The organism is Armatimonadota bacterium, assembly GCA_022563855.1.
In the GTDB taxonomy this organism is placed as follows: Bacteria; Armatimonadota; Fimbriimonadia; order Fimbriimonadales; family Fimbriimonadaceae; genus JADFMN01.
In genome coordinates this window covers 104,517-120,014 of sequence record JADFMN010000002.1, presented here as the reverse complement: position 1 = coordinate 120,014, position 15,498 = coordinate 104,517, and the positions used below count along the sequence as shown (strand labels likewise).

The following is a 15,498-nucleotide window of genomic DNA, read 5'->3' as shown; positions in this document are numbered from 1 at the left end:
TTCTTCTGATATCCTAGAAGACAGATGGACATCGAGAGGGAGATCGCCAGGCACAAAGACGCCGTCTACCGCCAGATGGTACGCCTATGCGGCGATGCAGATGACGCCGAAGACGTGCTGATGGAGGCGCTCATCAGCGCGTTCCGCGCGAGCGACCAGCTCAAAGAAGCGACCGCGTTCCGTAGCTGGCTGACGAGCATTGCCAGCAGGGCTTGCATTCGCTTGCGGACGTCCAGGAAGTCAGGCGCGTTGCTCAGCCTAGATGCGCTAGTTGAAGCCGGGATGCCCGTGCCAACGTCGCCAGGGCTGGAGGGGGCCGCGCAGCTCGCGCAAGCCGAGATGCACGACTGCATCGTTGAGGTGCTGGACAGTCTGCCGGAGATGTACCGGGACGTCTACGACCTGCGCGAGATAAACGGCGAATCAGCGATTGCGACCGCCGAGACTCTCGGCATTTCCGTTCCTGCTGTGAAATCGAGGCTCCATCGGGCAAGAAAGCTGGTTCGCGAAGGGCTGGACAACTCTCTGTGCGGCAGCTTGGCCTAGGTCGTAGTTGCAATCGTGAACCCTATCGCGACGAGCGATGCTCTGGACCGTATGACGAGGAAACATCCATGGAGATGACAAAAAGCAGTCACGGCAGAATCGACGCGGGGGGTCTGAGGGGCCGACTGGATTCAGGCGACCGCTTGCAATTAGTCGACGTTCGGTCGAGAGGCGAGTACGACGCAGGGCATCTGCCTGGGTCGATCAACGTGCCTCTCGACCAGATCGAGCTTCGGATGGACGACTTGAGCGAACGATGCGAGGTTGTGCTCGTCTGCCAGACCGGAGGGCGGGCTGCGATGTCCCGCGATCTCATCGGCGCGGGCAAGCCGCGAGTACTGGTTTTGGAAGGAGGGCTAGACGCATGGAGCGCTGCAGATTGCATCACCGTGCAGTCGCAGTCGGCTCGATGGCCGCTGGAGCGGCAAGTTCGCCTGGTCGCAGGTCTGCTGATCCTCTTGGGAACGATACTCGCGCTGACGGTGGCGTCCGGGTGGATTTTCGTCGCCCTGGGGGTCGGCGCTGGGCTGACGTTTGCCGGACTCACCGGAATCTGCGGAATGTCGAGCCTGTTCGCCCTGCTGCCCTGGAACAGACCGCGAAAACCGCAGGTACAGTGCGGAGACGGGAGCAGCTAAAAGTGATTGTAAAACGGTTCTATGACGAGAAGCTCGCGCAGGCGAGCTACATGATCGGGTGTCCGGCCGCTGGCGAAGCGATCGTCATCGACCCTAGCCGCAACATCGACCAGTATTTGGAGGCAGCGAAGAAGGAACGCCTCAAGATCACGGCGGTGACAGAGACGCACATCCACGCCGACTTCCTGAGCGGGATTCGCGAGCTCTCCAACAGGACAGGCGCGCGGATGTATCTGAGCGACGAAGGAGACATCGACTGGAAGTATGGGTTCTCTAACGAACCATTAGTGACCCTCGTGCGCGACGGAGACACCATCCGGGTCGGCCCCGCTCGGTTAGACGTCATGGCGACGCCAGGCCATACGCCTGAGCACATCGCGTTCATACTCACCGATGAGGCGACCAGCGAAGTCCCGCTTGGCGCATTCACCGGCGACTTTGTCTTCGTAGGCGACGTCGGGCGGCCTGATCTGCTCGAGCGCGCGGCGAACATTAAGGGCACGATGGTAATCGGCGCGAAACAACAGTACGAGTCCGTCCAGAAGCTCAAACCGTTCAAAGACGGCATGATCATTTGGCCCGGGCACGGCTCGGGCTCCGCATGCGGCAAAAGCCTGGGAGGAGTCCCAGTCAGTTCGCTAGGCTACGAGAGGGTCTCCAATTGGGCACTGAAGTCTACGGACAGCGACGCTTTCGTCGATGAGATCCTGAAAGGCCAGCCTGAGCCGCCGACGTACTTCGCGATGATGAAGAAGCTGAACAAGGAGGGTCCGGCAGTCCTGGGTGAGGTGGCCAAACCGGCTCGCCAGTCGGCTGAAAGCCTGACCGATGTACTGAGCGGCGAGAACACGGTCGTCGACATTAGAGACTCTGGCAAGGTAATGGCAGGGCTGTTGCCCGGAAGCGTCCACATTGCAATGGCCAAGGGATTCACGAATTGGGCTGGCTGGCTCGTCCCGTACGACAAGCCGATCTACTTCCTCGCGGAGAGCGAACAACAGGTGTCGCAAGCGGTGCGAGACCTGGTGACAATCGGTCTCGACGACGTTCGTGGCTGGTACGGCCCGGAGGAGATTCAGTCCTACGCCAGCAACAACGGCGAGCTCATGACCGTCGAACAGACTAGGGCTAGCGAGATGGCGGATATGGCGGCGAGCGGAAATACCGTGATCCTGGATGTGCGAAGCGCGACGGAGCGCGAGGAAGGTTTCGTGCCTGGCAGCCTGCACATTCCGCTCGGCTACCTTGAAAGTCGGCTCGACGAACTCCCGAAGGGCAAGCGTGTCATCGTCCATTGTGCCGGTGGAGTTCGGTCTTGCACCGCTGCCAGCATCCTAAAGAACAACGGTTTTCAAGATGTCTGCAACCTGACGGGCGGGTTCGACGAATATGTAGAGGCGGGGTTGCGGGTTCAGGAACCCGCGCTGGCATAGACGTTTTTACTTCCTCCTCCCACACACACGGCCCCCTCCGCTTGCGGACGGGGGCCTTTAACTTTGGGGTCGCGCGCTTCGCTGATTCGCGGGGACTGACACTCGCGGGCTGACTTGGGTGGGGTTCTTCCAGTTGTGAAAGAGATTTGGCCCCCTCCTAGCCTTCCCCGGCCACAGAGGTCGTCGGCATAGGAAGATTGCAGGCCGGGAGAGGGACTTGGCAGCTGTCGCGCCGGGTTGAGTAATATGGCCCCGAGGCTGAGTTGCGCTGGCGTCGATCCTCGCCAAAGCTTGCCCTCGATTCGGGCAATCAAATGATGATCAGTTCTTTGCAGATAGCGTTTCTCCTTTTTGCGTTCGATGGCGTGGCTGCGGGGCCTTCAACAGGCAACACGTACCTGCTGGTCGCCGAGTCGTCGATGGTGAAGGTCTTGCCCGACGTTCCGCTCACAGATGGCCCGCACAGAGAGACGGTCAAATTCGCGGTCGCGGGAGGGGAGGTGGAGGCCGGGCAGATCGTCATCGCGGCCGGGACGGAGCCGTTGCGCGACGTCGAGTTCTCCGTCTCGGAGCTCAAGGGCCCGGACGGGGTCGTGCTACCGGAATCGGCAGTAACGCTCTCGGTCATGGGCTATGTGCTGACGAAGGTTGATGAGAGGATAGTGTTTCCGTATGAGCGTACGGGCTGGTTTCCCGATCCGATCCTTCCCTTCGTCGAGCGATTCGACGTGGAGGCGGGCAAGGTTCAGAGCCTTTGGCTGAGCGTCACTTGCCCTGCCGGGCAGAGCGCGGGGGTGTATCGGGGGCGCGTGACCGTCTCGCCGGCTAACGCGGCGGAGCAGACGATACCGGTCGAGGTCCGGGTGTTCGGCTTCGACATACCGAAAGAGCGAAGCTTTCCCTTCATGATTGCCACTTTCGAGAATGAACTTGAGCGCCTTCATGGTGACGCCTGGAACCAGGACATGTACTGGCGGTACGTTGACTTCCTGCAGGCGCATCGGGTCAACATGAACAACGCCTATCGTCAGAACGAGGAACCGCCGACGGTTGAATTTGTCAAGAGGTTGGTTGCCAGCGGGCTTGATTCGTGGTGCCTGCGCTATATCCGGCAGCCCAAGACCGCTGATAGCGACAGTGGCGAAGAAATCGCGGGCTACGACGAATATGTCACAAGAGGCATCGAAGAAGCAAAGGCGGCATACGAGGTTTTCAAGAAGGCCGGTGCGGCGGATCTTTGCTACATATACATGTTCGACGAAGTGCGCGAGGACCTGTTCGACACTCTCATGGACGTGGCCAAACGTGTCCGTGAAGCTCTGCCCGGAGTGCGCACGCTCACATCAGCCCGCGATCCAAACTACGGCACTGAAAATGGTCTGTCCGAAGTGATCGACGTATGGATAACACCCATATTTGCATTTGATTCCGAGGAGTACATCCCGAAGATCAAAGCGGCCCGTGCAAACGGTAACCGAGTCACGTGGTATACCACTTTCTGGCCGGGCTATCCGTACCCGGACTTCCAAGTTGAACACGACGCAGTCGGGATTCGTCTCCTCTTGGGCGCGATGACGCAGAAGTACAAACCGGACGGCTTTGGCTATTGGGCGAGTGATTGGTGGTTCGGAAATGACAGCCCGATCACCAAGGGGCCGTACACGGACTGGAACCCCTTTACCGGGGTGAGCAATGGTGACGGGAGCATAATCTGTCCCGGCCCGGACGGGCCGCTGACGACGATACGGTTCGAGAACTTTCGCGACGGCATCGAAGACTACGAGTACTACGTCCTGTTGGAGAAAGCGATCGCCGCCGCTCGGGAGCGGGGCGTACCTGATGCGCGGCTTGAGAGCGCCGAAGCTTTGCTGACAGTTCCCGAAAAGCTCGTCAAGGCGTTGAACGATTACTCGCGCGACGTTCGGCTGCTTGAAGGGCACCGGCTACAGATCGCAGAGGCGATCGAGGGGCTGTCGCGCGGGGACTGACGTTCGCCGGGAGCTGACACGCGGGGGCTGACACGCGTGGGGTTCTGCCAGTTAAAAAAGGGGTGTGGCCCCCACCTAACCTCCCCCGGCCACGGAGGTGGTCGGCGTCGGAAGCTGACAGGCCGGGGGAGGGACTTGGGAACTGTCGCGCGGTTCCCTGACGCCTGCAGGCTGACACTCGCGGTGCCCTGATAAGGGTGAGATTCCGTCGAATTTGCCAGCCGAGCGGGAAACGGGCCGGACTCTCGGCGGCGCACCGTCGCCGCAGGCACCCTCCTTCCTATGGACCTTCTCGTTATCGGCTGCTCGGGCTTTCTTGGCAGGCCAGAGCGGATAGACCGTAGTACACGGGTGCGTCTGGCCGCCCCTCCGATGCCTGCGCTTGCGGGTGGAAGGTCGGTCAAAGCTGACAATCGGCAGGCTCAGTGCGAGCCTGGACGTATCATTTCCCTAATAGACAGTGGAGTAACGTCCGATAATAATCATCGGAGCTCTTCTCTGTTATGAATTCAAGGGTTTTTGACGGAAGGTCGATCCGGCCGCGCGATGGCTTTATGTCTAGGGGCAAAGGTCGCGCTCTGTGGCGCAAGGTGCTCGCACCGATCGCCGTGCTGGTTGGCGTCGCGATAGTAGAGGTTCTCACTACCACGTTTTCCGGATATCCGGAAGCTGCGCCCATCGTTCTGGTGGCAGTCATCGTCTCGGGTTTCGTTGCAGGCCTCGAGTCAGGCGTGCTCAGCAGTTTGATCGCCGTGGCGTACGCCTTATTCATGGTAGCTAGCCGGCACCCGCAACACGACACGGACGCGTTGATCTGCGTGCATGCGGTGTTCCTTGCTACTGCCGCTCCGGTTCTCGGCATCATGGCAGGAGCGTTGCGCAACAAGGTCAACCGCACCGCAGAGACGCTGCAGAATCATCTGGGCAACACACCGCTCGGAGTCATCGAAATGTATGACGACTTCGAAATTCGGATCTGGGCTGGCTCTGCCGAGTCAATCTTCGGATTCGGAGGCGAAGAGGTGGTCGGAAAGAACTTGTTCGACCTTCCTGGCATATTTTTTGGGGACGACGACAGCAACGAGGCGAAAAAGGTCTTAGAACAGCTGGGAAAAGGAGACGCTTCATGTGCGGTACACCACTCTCGGAGCGAGGGCACAAATGGGTCGCCTGGACACTCGAGATGGTTCTGGTCTAGCACCTTAGAATCCCGTTGGAAAGAGAGCCGGTATCTCGTCTTAGTCGAGGACATAACGGAGAGGGTGCACGCCGAGGAACAGCTGGAGAAAAGCAAGTCTGAATTGATAGATCGACTTGTCCGCGCTGTAGAGTGTCGCGACGATAAGACCGGTTTCCATATCATACGAATAAGCCTCTTCTGTGAGGCGCTCGGGCGGGCGGTTGGCCTAGCAACAGAGGAATGCAAGCTGTTGCGTCAGGCCAGTCCGATGCACGACATAGGGAAGATCGGCATCCCTGACAAAATTCTTCTTAAACCCGGCAAATTGAGCGATGAGGAGCTTGCGATCATTAGAAAGCACCCGATCATAGGCGCCAACATTCTCGCCGGCAGCGATCACTCTCTCATCGAAATGGCCGAGCAGATCGCGTTGACCCATCACGAAAAGTGGAACGGCACCGGCTATCCGAGTGGCTTAAGGGAAAGCGACATCCCGTTGTCCGGCCGCATTTGCGCGGTCTGCGACGTCTTCGATGCGCTTGTATCCTCCCGTCCCTACAAGCAGGCATGGGGCGTCGATGAGGCCGTGAAAGAACTAAGGAACCTCGCTGGCATCCACCTCGATCCGCAGCTCGTCGAACATTTCTTGGAGATACTTCCAGAAATCGAGGAGCTCATGGCAGAGTACTCTGACAATACCCAAGCGAATTTACAGCGTCGCGCCGGATGATCCCCGCGAGCAAACGGCCTGGGCGCACGAAAGCGAGTTCCTCGCGTTAGGCGTGCCCGTCTGCTCAATCAAGTCATCGACCGCAAGGAGCTCGGCGCACCAAAAACAAGCAGCCTCACGGCACTAAGCGGTGAGGCTTCCCAGAGCAGTAGTTGCGAAGACTATCCGCCGCCGGTGGAGCCGCCACCGCGACCGCCGCCGCCTGTCCGATCGCCTCCGCGACCGAACCCGGCACCACCCCTTGTCTGGATGTTCGGATCGGCCTCGAACGGCTTGCCCTTCATTTCGCTCCAGATCGCAAGCTGCTCTTTCGTCAAGACCTTGTCGATCTCAGCGTTCATGATCTCGTTGTTCTTGGCAATTTCGGCGTTAATCTGCGCCGAATCGATGCCGTTTTCACGGCCGTTGCTGCGAATCTGCCCGTTGGCTTGGTTCAACGCTTCGTTGAGCTTGTTGATCTCGATCTTCTGCGTAGCCTTCAGGCCAAGCTTCTTTTCGATCTCAGGATCCATCACGGCTCTAACGCTGGCCAGCTGAATCCTGATCTGACCGAGGCGAGTCCACTGCTCATCGGTGAGGATGGCCTTCGTCTTTTCGTTGACCTCCTTGCGGACGGCGTCCATCTCCTCTCGCATCGCCTCCCTATCGAAGGTACCGCCGCCGCTGCCGCCGCCATCGCGACCGCCGCGCCCGCCAGCGAAGCGAGCGCGCATCGCTTCTCCTAGCTCCTCGCGCAGGGCTTCCAACTTGGTCTTCTGGTCGGCGGTCAATTTGATGTCCTTCTGCACATCTGAGCGGTTGAGAAGCTCCGCCTCGCTCCTCATTCCTCTTTGACCCATCATCTGGAAGTTGCCGCCGCGCATGCGACCGCCCTGATCGCCGCCGCGTCGCTGACCACGGTCACCGCCGCGCTGGGCGAACGCCGTTGCCGTCATCAACAGAGCCGCGATCATCGCGACGATTACAATAGTTTTAGTTGCCATTTCCGTTGCCTGTTTTCTTGTCGTCGCCGCCCGTCTTCGGCGGGCGCACCTTGTTATAATCAGATTTCGACTGATCGGAAAGCCTGTCGACCGAATCCCTCCTCAATCGCTCGGCGTCCTCAGGGCTGCGAACCACGCGCGGCGTCAGGAAGACGATCAGTTCGGTCATCTCTTCCCGCTTGTCCGTCGATCTGAACAGTTGACCGAGGATCGGAATGTCGCCGAGGATCGGAATCTTCTTGACGGTCGTCCGCACTTGGCTGCGCATGATGCCGCCAAGAATGATCGTCTCGCCGTCCATTACGCTGACAGTCGTTCTTGCCATTCGCTGATTGACGATCGGAGCGTTGAAGTCGGTGAAGCCCTGCAGATCGTTGGCCGTCTGGACCACGTCGAGCGTCACCATGCCGTTGGCGGAGATGTGCGGAGTGACCGTCAGAACGATTCCAACGTCTTGGAAGGAGTAGTTGAATATGAAGTTGCCGTTGACGTCCACGCGCTGGCTCACGATGAACGGCACGCTCTGGCTGATGTTGATCTCGGCCTCGACGTTGTTCGACGTGAAGATGCGCGGAGTGGACAGCACCTTGAACTTCTCATCGGTCTGCAGCGCGTTCAGGAAAACGCCCAAATTACCGCCAGTAACGGTGTAGCGGAACCCTTGTGCGGGCGGATTCTGGTTGCCGAGCCCGAAGTCGGTCTCGCCAAGGCCGGTGGCACCGCTGCCCAGGAAGTTGCCGCTGACCAAGCTCCACTCGACTCCGAGCTTCGTGCTCTCGTCGAGGGTTGCCTCGACAATGATCGTCTCGATCATCACCTGCTCGGGGATTCTGTCGAGCTGGGACAGCAGGTTGCGGACCATCTCTGCGATTTCGGGCGAGCCGATGACGATCAGGCTGTTGGTGTTTGGGTCTGCGATGATCGTGACCTGGCCCTGCGCCTGCAACGTGTTGATAACCTGCCCGCCGAGCCCTCTCCCGACTCCGCCCTGGTTCTGCGCCTGGCCGAATCCGCCTCCGCCACCGTATGTGACCATCGTCAGCAGCTCGCCGTAGTCGAGATCGGGGTCTTCCAACTCGTACTCGAGCGAGTTCGAGCCTTCCACTCCCCGACCGCCTCCGCCACCACCGCGATTACCTTGGTTTCGGTTGTTTCGGTTGCTTTGGGTTCCACGATTCGTGGTGCCGCGGTTTGTTCCTCCACGGTTCCCGCCGCGCTGCTGCTGGAACGCCTGGTTCAGAAGCTCTGCGACATCGTCCGCCCGCGCATTGTCGAGCGGGAATACGAACGTCGTGGCGACGTATGGCACGTCGTGGTCCAACTCGCTGATGACCTGGGCCAGCGTCTCATGGTTCTGGTCGGTCGCCGTGATGATGAGCGAGTTCGTGCGCACGTCGGCGATGACCGAACCGCCTGCCGTCACGCCGCTGCGCAATCTGCTGATCCGGCTGAAAAAGTCCGCGTTCCCCGACTGTCCGCCCCGCCCGGTTGTCTCATTCGCCGCCATGACGCTCTGGATCGTCGGCACGACGTTCTCTGCCAGCGCGAACTCAAGCGGATAAACCTTGACGGTCTGCGGAGTCTCGGTCTGCTGATCGATCTCCTCGATCAGCGCCTCGACTTCTAGCTGCTTGTCGCGCGGAGCGTTGACGATTACGGTGTTGCTGAAGTCGTCTGACGATGCGCGAACCGTCGCGCCAGTCTGCGAACCGGAACTCTGGCCGCGGAACGAGAAGCCCCCGCGACCGCCGCGACCGCCGCGACCTCGGCTAAACATCTGAACGAACGGATTGGTCTGATCCTGCTGGAGGAAGACGTCGTTGACCACGCGTGCGACCGCGCTCGCGTTGGCGTACTGAATGCGATACACCTTGAGCACGTTGTTGTCGCGGTTCTGACCAGCACCTTCGATCATGCGACGGATCGCGTCTTCGTCCATCCCGCCGCCGCGCTGCTGACGCGCCCGGATCACCATGACGCCCTCATCCTTGGCGAGTTCGTAGTTCATCAGCTTGAGCTGGGCGTTCAGCGTTGCGAACGCCTCTGCGAGCGAGACTGGCTTAGGAGTGATCAGAGTCACCTTTTCAGTCAGCTTCGGATCCTTGACGATCGTGACGCCCGATTCGCGGGCCAACAGCAGGATTACGCTGTCTACGCTCGCCTTGCGGAAGTTCATCGTGATCCGCTTATCTTTGTCCAGTTCGAACTGCTCCCACACGGGAGTGCCTTGCATGTTCCCGCCATCGCCAAACTGGGCGAGGGCCTGCATCGGCACAAAGACGGCCAACGCCAGCAGCAACAACATCAACTTAGTTCTCATTAGTATCCTCAATTCTGTCCGAACCCGATTCGAGTTCAAAGTTTACACCGTTCAATTCGTCTGTCCCAAGAAAACCGGCAACGTCCGGCCTCACGGGCTCAATAATCGCTCCCTCAAAGAGGTCGTCGGACTCGTCCGGGCCGCCCATCAGGTTCAACCGCTTCTCCTGACCGCCAATTCCCCGTATCTCTATGTACGAAGGCGCGATCTTCGTTATCGTCGCTTCCTTCACTTTTTCGCCCACATATAGGTACAGTCCCTCGTCCGTCGCCAGGTTCTCGAGTACGGCAAGGGGAACGCCGTCCACGTAAAACGAGCCTGTATAGAACCAGCCAGCCTCACCGCCAGTATACGACGCCGGAATCTCGTTCGGCGCCAGCCCGCCGCCAAAGCCCGATCCTGCCCGCGCTACTACCGGGTAGAACGCATTCTTCAGCTCTTCGTTCAGTCTTTCGAACCTAGCATCGAAATCTTCCTGCGTGAAGCCATCCGGCAGGTCGCTGTTGGCGCTGGAAGCGGTGCGGGATTTGGCCGTCAAACCGTCCGTCCCAGTATTTCTCGTGAGCCACAAGCCGAGGGCGGCGATAACCAGCACTCCCAGCCAGACAAGCGGCCTCGTGTACTTACTTTTCATCGGTCGCTCCCTCGACGAACGTGGCGATGCCGATCGTCGCCCTGACCCTGTCCGTGACCCCATCGACGCCGGAGAGCTGCACCAGCTTCACGGCCATGAGGCTATCTTCATCCTCGAACGCCCGCACGAAATCCATCATGTCGGGAAAAGCGCCCTCGGCGATCACGAGGTAGTTGAGTTGGACAAGGCCGTCGACGTCCGTCCTTCTCTGCGGCCTGAACGAGCTGACTTCGATGAAGTGCTCGCCCGCGTGCTCGGTCACCCATTTCATCGCAGCGGGAGCGATCTCGTCAACCGTCAGATACCAGGTGAGCTTCGAAACCTCAGCAGTCGCATCGACGAGATCTGCCTGCAGGTTCTCCGTGTCACGTCCTGTTTTTTGCAGATCTGCGGCGCGCGAGCCGTCGTCGATTTCGGCCACCGGCTTCGACACGAGGACCTCGGCCGCCACGACGACAACGAGGACGACTGCCGCCGCAATCGTCGCGAGGCTATACATCTTGGCTTTTGGCATCATCGTCGCGTCCTCCTAGCTTTCCTCGTCGTCTCGGCGAGCGGCAGGTTGCCGACGACGTGCGCGGTCACGTTGAACTGCACGACCGGTGTGGTTTCTATTTCGCCGTCGTTCGCATACTGCAGCTCAACATCGCGCAATCGCTCGTTCAAGGCGAGGCTGGCGATCAGCCCGGACACGAGATCCCTGTTCAGCGCGGTGCCGCGAATCTGGATGGGCTTGCCCCTCTCCCAGGTCAGGCCGGTCAGCCATGCTCCTTCCGGCATCGAGTTCGACACCAGCGTCAGAACATCGACCGCCGGCTGCGACGGAGCGAACGCCTGATTCAGCACGCTGACCTTGCGCGTCGCGGAGTTGAGGCTATCCCGCCTGCCGGCGAGCGCACTCTCGGCGCTCGACTGGCGCCTGTTCGCAACTACGGTCGCGTCGGAGATGACCTTTGCCGCGTCGTACCGGCCTAAATAGAAGAACGTCCCGACGATCAACACGGCGGCCCAAGAAAAAACCGCGAGGCGCGCCCGGTTTTGGATCGATCGTTTGACCCGCTTGGCATAGTGCTCGGGCAGCTCGATGTCGAGCAAGCCCGCAGAGTGCGACGCCATCGCCTTCAACGCGCTGCTATCCGTCCGGGTGGTATCGCTTCCAAGGTCGACACCGGATGCGACGAGCACAGTAGCACCATTGAGGCTAGCTGCCGCGATAGTGCGCTCCAACTCGGCATTTCGCCCATCGACGTCTCCGGGATCAGTGACGATCCTGCTGTGCACGACCTTCCCGCGCTTGACGACGTCCAACGTCAGGTCGCCGTTGTGCGCGTCAACGATCACCGCTTCAGCGCTGTCTCCAGCTAGGCTGGCAGAGCCGACTGCGGAAGGAGCGCTCCACGCGATCTTTGCCCCCGCCTCTTCGACGGCCTTGCGCGCCGCGCGCAACGTTTCGCCCGATGCAGCGGCGACCGTCGTGATTCTGCCTTCGGACGTCAGCTCTTCGCTGGGCCAAAAGTCGAACGCGACGTCCGCTGGATCAAGCGGGAACAGCTGCTTGAGCTGGAGCTGAATAACAGTGCGTGCGTCTTGGCGCGACACGTTCGGAGTGTAGAACTCCCGCACGAAGGACGCGCGTCTGCCGAGGCAAAGCCCAACAACCGGCGGCGAACCGATCTTTGCCAGCGCCTCCCGGACATCGGCACCGACGACGGTCTGATCGGCGAGCGGATCGTACGCCCGTACGCCGTTCTGAGACCACTCAATGACGGGAATCGGTTGGTCAGCCCTCATAGTCAGTTGATCAGCTCGGAATCGAAGCCGGCCTCCTCATTCCAGCCCCAGCGAAACGCCACGTCAGCAAACGGAAACCGGACTGTGCGACGGATTTCTGGGCCGAATTCGCCCAGCACGACAAACGCCTGCAAGGCTACCGACCTGCCGCCGAAAACGCCCATCGCGCGAATCACGAACGACTGGGAGCCGGTCGTTGTCATGCCAGCGATCCCACCGAGGGCGTCAAGGGTTATGCCGGGGATACCCGCCAGGTCGCCTAGCGTGATGAACGTGCCTTGGCGGTCGAGAATCGCTTGGATGATGTCCGAAGTCAGCCCCGGGATGGAGAACAGCGTCGCTTCGGTCGCGGTGTTGACGTTGATCATCCCGCGTGATTCGTTAGTCGTCGCAAACGTCAAGATATCTAATAGTACGTCGACGTTCTGCAGCGTTACGCCCGGAACTTGAAACAGTTCGGCCCACGACGCAAACGTTCCTTCGTCGCGCCGCCGATCGGTGATGGCGTCGGCCAAATCCTCCGGTATGCCGAGGTCGACCATTTCGTTCTCGGCGCCCGTGTTCACGTTCAGCTTCGGCTGTCCTGAAGGCGTCACGTTCGGCGACTCGGAATCGACGGTGAAGATATCGTACAGCGGGGGCAAGTCCTCGACCGCGCCACCGAGAAGGGTCAGCGCTCCGCTGGTCTCGGTCGGCGGTTCGTACAGCGTCTGCGCATCGATACCCTTGACCATCAGCAGTTCGTCTACGGTGTCGAAGTCGGCCAGCTTGACGTTGTACGGATCTGTCAGAGCGTTGTAGTACTCGTCCTTTGCGCCCTCGATGCGCGGTTGCAAGTCGGGCTCGCGCCAATCGAGGATGGAGTCGATCTGGTCTGGAAGGAGGCCTAGGATCTCGAACTGCTCTCGGGTCGCCAAATTGAGATTGACCCGCGATCCTGCGTCGATAATCTCGACTCGAAAGTATCCGTCGCCAACGTAGATCGCTTCGTCTCCGGCCTCGCCTATGAGCGCCCAATCGTCATCGAATGTGACCGTAGCGGTATCGACGGTCAGCATCTGGGCGATCGCAAACTGAATTGCGGCTTCTGCCATTCGCTCGGCTCGCTGCTCGTCGATTCGGTGCGCCTGGCCCTTCAACATCGTGCGCGTATTCGCTGCCGCTGACGCCAGAACGGCGGCAAGCACGACGATCGCGACTAGAGCCATGATGAACGCGCTTCCCCGCTGCCTCATTGGATGATCTCCTGAGTCAACGGATCGTCAGCCGTCACGTCGCTGTTCGGAAGCCTGACGATGAACGAGCGAAGGTCCTCTTCATCTTCGAGCTGATACTCGACAAGAATCGCGGCTGGGATTCGCCGCTGACCGGTGAACGTGTCCCACTCCTCGATCCACTCGACGCCGTCGAAGAAGTAAACGCGGAACTCGATGATGTCTTCGCGCAACACGGATTCATATCCGCCCTGCGTAAAGTCGCCGTCCGACGGAGATTGAACGCGCAGGAACACGCCTTGATCGACCGGCGCGTCGCCGACTGGATACGTCGAAATGGAGATCTCCACTATGCCCCCTTGCGGCCCAAACTGGTCGTTCAGGTCTTCGAACTCCTCTTCGGAATTGAGGAACGCGCCGATCGGCGGTATCCCGACGCAGGTCATCACGAGCGTGTCCGGCTCCGCCAGGTTTCCTCCGCTCGCGTACATCAAGAAGTACGTCGTGAAGTCGGCGTCGTCGCTGCTGAGATACGCGGCCTTGAACAGAGTTTCGAGTCTGCGCTCGAAGTCCAGGTCTGCCTGAAACCGCACCTCCGCCTGAGGAACGTTCTGCTGGAACTGCATGCCGACCTGGTAAGCGGCGACGATCGCGGTGACGAGCAAGCCGTTGATGCCGAGCACGACCAGCAGCTCGATGAGGGTCAGACCTCGACGCTTCACTGTGCGCCGCCCTCGCTGGCCACCAGTGGCCGGTAGACGAGCCCCTCGGCGACGACGGCCGCGTTGTCTCCGGCGTCAATAACCCGGACTATAACGCGCAGCGATTCGAGGTCCTCGACCTCCGTCGTCGAGGTCTCAACCTCCCACTCGTACTTCGCGTACCGAACGTCTTCGAAGTCGCCGTCAGAGACCGTGATCCAGTCGCCGGTCGCCAGCAGATCCTCGTACTTCTCGTGCGCGAGCCTGTGCATGATCTCGCGCTCCTGTGCGCTCGAGTAGCTGCGCGTCAGCGACCCAAGCCCCGCGACCAGCGACGCCAAGCCGACGCCGACCAAAACGATCGCCACGAGCACTTCGACGAGCGTCAGTCCGCGCTTATGCACGTATTTCAAGCTCCCCGGCAGGCCAAGAGTCATCGACCTCCTCCTCTTCCAACTCCTCGCCGACCGTCACGCGGCCCGTCGCCGGATCGAGCGTTACTAAGACGACAAGGGAGCCGTCGAGCATCTCGAACTCGGCAGCGTCACAGCTGCCGTCAGGATAGAACCTCACTTCCCACTCGACGGAAGACACCAGTTCGTCGCCCAATAGGAAGCTCTCAGCCGCGACGAAGTCCGGAACCTCGTACACGTTCAGCTCCACCTGCTGCTCGGTAACTGGATCGAAGCTCTCGGCCACCAGTTGACTGCCGCTGTTGTCAAATCGGACGACGACTATTCGGCCCGAACCGATCGCCTCGACGCGGGCGGCTGTAAAGAAGCCGAACACGTCCTGCCGCACAGCCTGGGCGTCTTGCGACCGTTTTGCCGCGAATACGCTCGGGATGACGAGCGTCGCCAAGATCGCTACCAAAGTGATGACGACCGCGACTTCGATCAGGGTAAAGCCTCGTCTATTCACTTCCAATCAAGTCTTCGCTCGGTCCATCACCTTCCGGAGCACCGTCCTTGCCAAACGACATGAGCAAGAAGCTGTCGTCAGTCACGCCGGGATACTCGTACAGGTATTCGAAGCCCCACGGATCCAGCGGAATTTCTAACTTGCGAGAGTACGGTCCGCGCCAACCATCAACGTCCTGCGGCTCTTCGACCAGAGCGTACAGACCCTCCTCATCTGTTGGGAACCGCCCGGTATCGAGTCTGAACCGATCGACCATATCAGCCAACATTGCAAGATCGCTCTTCGCCGCTGCAACCTTGGCGTCGTCGGCTCGCCCGATCACCCGAGGGACGATCATCGCCGCGAGTACGCCGAGAATCAGGATCACGACAACCAGCTCGATGAGCGTGAAGCCGATCCGTTTCCGATTATTTTTCATT

The 15,498-nt window shown here is 60.1% G+C and carries 15 protein-coding genes; 5 read left to right on the top strand and 10 right to left on the bottom strand.

The annotated features are described in order from the left end of the window. Positions 1–24 precede the first annotated feature (24 nt). The 5 genes from IH944_02990 to IH944_02970 all read left to right on the top strand — a co-directional run bounded on the left by IH944_02990 (position 25) and on the right by IH944_02970 (position 6,515). Complete coding sequence (locus tag IH944_02990; protein ID MCH7903514.1) at positions 25–546, top strand: RNA polymerase sigma factor; 522 nt, start codon at positions 25–27, stop codon at positions 544–546. Positions 547–614: 68 nt separating this feature from the next. Beyond that, positions 615–1,184, top strand: a complete 570-nt coding sequence (locus tag IH944_02985; GenBank protein ID MCH7903513.1) for a rhodanese-like domain-containing protein — start codon at positions 615–617, stop codon at positions 1,182–1,184. A gap of 2 nt (positions 1,185–1,186) precedes the next feature. Continuing rightward, a complete protein-coding gene (locus IH944_02980; GenBank protein ID MCH7903512.1) occupies positions 1,187–2,617 on the top strand; it encodes an MBL fold metallo-hydrolase in 1,431 nt (476 codons plus the stop codon). Between the two features lie 314 nt (positions 2,618–2,931). Further along, complete coding sequence (locus tag IH944_02975; GenBank protein ID MCH7903511.1) at positions 2,932–4,605, top strand: DUF4091 domain-containing protein; 1,674 nt, start codon at positions 2,932–2,934, stop codon at positions 4,603–4,605. Between the two features lie 554 nt (positions 4,606–5,159). After that, positions 5,160–6,515: an HD domain-containing protein gene (locus IH944_02970; protein ID MCH7903510.1), complete on the top strand. Its 1,356-nt coding sequence runs from the start codon at positions 5,160–5,162 to the stop codon at positions 6,513–6,515. A gap of 161 nt (positions 6,516–6,676) precedes the next feature. On the opposite strand, the gene IH944_02965 is transcribed toward IH944_02970, so the two are convergent. Genes IH944_02965 through gspG form a run of 10 tightly spaced genes read right to left on the bottom strand, consistent with a single transcriptional unit; the run spans position 6,677 to position 15,497 of the window. After that, complete coding sequence (locus IH944_02965) at positions 6,677–7,498, bottom strand: hypothetical protein (protein ID MCH7903509.1); 822 nt, start codon at positions 7,496–7,498, stop codon at positions 6,677–6,679. Then, the gene (locus tag IH944_02960; protein ID MCH7903508.1) at positions 7,488–9,818 is read right to left on the bottom strand and encodes a hypothetical protein; all 2,331 of its coding nucleotides are present in this window, start codon (positions 9,816–9,818) and stop codon (positions 7,488–7,490) included. Before IH944_02960 ends, IH944_02965 begins: the two co-directional genes overlap by 11 nt. Next, positions 9,808–10,452 (bottom strand): hypothetical protein, encoded by a 645-nt coding sequence (locus IH944_02955; GenBank protein ID MCH7903507.1) that lies wholly within the window; start codon positions 10,450–10,452, stop codon positions 9,808–9,810. The genes IH944_02960 and IH944_02955 overlap by 11 nt, the downstream gene beginning before the upstream one ends. Further along, positions 10,442–10,969, bottom strand: coding sequence for a hypothetical protein (locus IH944_02950; protein MCH7903506.1), 528 nt, complete (start codon positions 10,967–10,969; stop codon positions 10,442–10,444). The genes IH944_02955 and IH944_02950 overlap by 11 nt, the downstream gene beginning before the upstream one ends. Further along, a complete protein-coding gene (locus IH944_02945) occupies positions 10,966–12,243 on the bottom strand; it encodes a PilN domain-containing protein (protein MCH7903505.1) in 1,278 nt (425 codons plus the stop codon). Before IH944_02945 ends, IH944_02950 begins: the two co-directional genes overlap by 4 nt. A gap of 2 nt (positions 12,244–12,245) precedes the next feature. Next, positions 12,246–13,478, bottom strand: a complete 1,233-nt coding sequence (locus tag IH944_02940) for a general secretion pathway protein GspK (GenBank protein MCH7903504.1) — start codon at positions 13,476–13,478, stop codon at positions 12,246–12,248. Then, positions 13,475–14,179: a prepilin-type N-terminal cleavage/methylation domain-containing protein gene (locus IH944_02935; protein ID MCH7903503.1), complete on the bottom strand. Its 705-nt coding sequence runs from the start codon at positions 14,177–14,179 to the stop codon at positions 13,475–13,477. Before IH944_02935 ends, IH944_02940 begins: the two co-directional genes overlap by 4 nt. Next, the gene (locus IH944_02930; GenBank protein MCH7903502.1) at positions 14,176–14,595 is read right to left on the bottom strand and encodes a prepilin-type N-terminal cleavage/methylation domain-containing protein; all 420 of its coding nucleotides are present in this window, start codon (positions 14,593–14,595) and stop codon (positions 14,176–14,178) included. The genes IH944_02935 and IH944_02930 overlap by 4 nt, the downstream gene beginning before the upstream one ends. Beyond that, positions 14,555–15,079 (bottom strand): type II secretion system protein, encoded by a 525-nt coding sequence (locus IH944_02925; protein MCH7903501.1) that lies wholly within the window; start codon positions 15,077–15,079, stop codon positions 14,555–14,557. Before IH944_02925 ends, IH944_02930 begins: the two co-directional genes overlap by 41 nt. Beyond that, positions 15,072–15,497: a type II secretion system major pseudopilin GspG gene (gene gspG, locus IH944_02920; protein ID MCH7903500.1), complete on the bottom strand. Its 426-nt coding sequence runs from the start codon at positions 15,495–15,497 to the stop codon at positions 15,072–15,074. Before gspG ends, IH944_02925 begins: the two co-directional genes overlap by 8 nt. Position 15,498: the final 1 nt, after the last annotated feature.

What these genes read in the sequence shown, in the direction of transcription:
- IH944_02950 (MCH7903506.1), bottom strand. Translation starts at nt 10,969, where the DNA reads ATGATGCCAAAAGCCAAGATGTATAGCCTCGCGACGATTGCGGCGGCA.
- gspG (MCH7903500.1), bottom strand. Translation starts at nt 15,497, where the DNA reads ATGAAAAATAATCGGAAACGGATCGGCTTCACGCTCATCGAGCTGGTT.
- IH944_02985 (MCH7903513.1), top strand. Translation starts at nt 615, where the DNA reads ATGGAGATGACAAAAAGCAGTCACGGCAGAATCGACGCGGGGGGTCTG.
- IH944_02960 (MCH7903508.1), bottom strand. Translation starts at nt 9,818, where the DNA reads ATGAGAACTAAGTTGATGTTGTTGCTGCTGGCGTTGGCCGTCTTTGTG.
- IH944_02930 (MCH7903502.1), bottom strand. Translation starts at nt 14,595, where the DNA reads ATGACTCTTGGCCTGCCGGGGAGCTTGAAATACGTGCATAAGCGCGGA.
- IH944_02955 (MCH7903507.1), bottom strand. Translation starts at nt 10,452, where the DNA reads ATGAAAAGTAAGTACACGAGGCCGCTTGTCTGGCTGGGAGTGCTGGTT.
- IH944_02945 (MCH7903505.1), bottom strand. Translation starts at nt 12,243, where the DNA reads ATGAGGGCTGACCAACCGATTCCCGTCATTGAGTGGTCTCAGAACGGC.
- IH944_02970 (MCH7903510.1), top strand. Translation starts at nt 5,160, where the DNA reads ATGTCTAGGGGCAAAGGTCGCGCTCTGTGGCGCAAGGTGCTCGCACCG.
- IH944_02975 (MCH7903511.1), top strand. Translation starts at nt 2,932, where the DNA reads ATGATGATCAGTTCTTTGCAGATAGCGTTTCTCCTTTTTGCGTTCGAT.
- IH944_02940 (MCH7903504.1), bottom strand. Translation starts at nt 13,478, where the DNA reads ATGAGGCAGCGGGGAAGCGCGTTCATCATGGCTCTAGTCGCGATCGTC.
- IH944_02965 (MCH7903509.1), bottom strand. Translation starts at nt 7,498, where the DNA reads ATGGCAACTAAAACTATTGTAATCGTCGCGATGATCGCGGCTCTGTTG.
- IH944_02990 (MCH7903514.1), top strand. Translation starts at nt 25, where the DNA reads ATGGACATCGAGAGGGAGATCGCCAGGCACAAAGACGCCGTCTACCGC.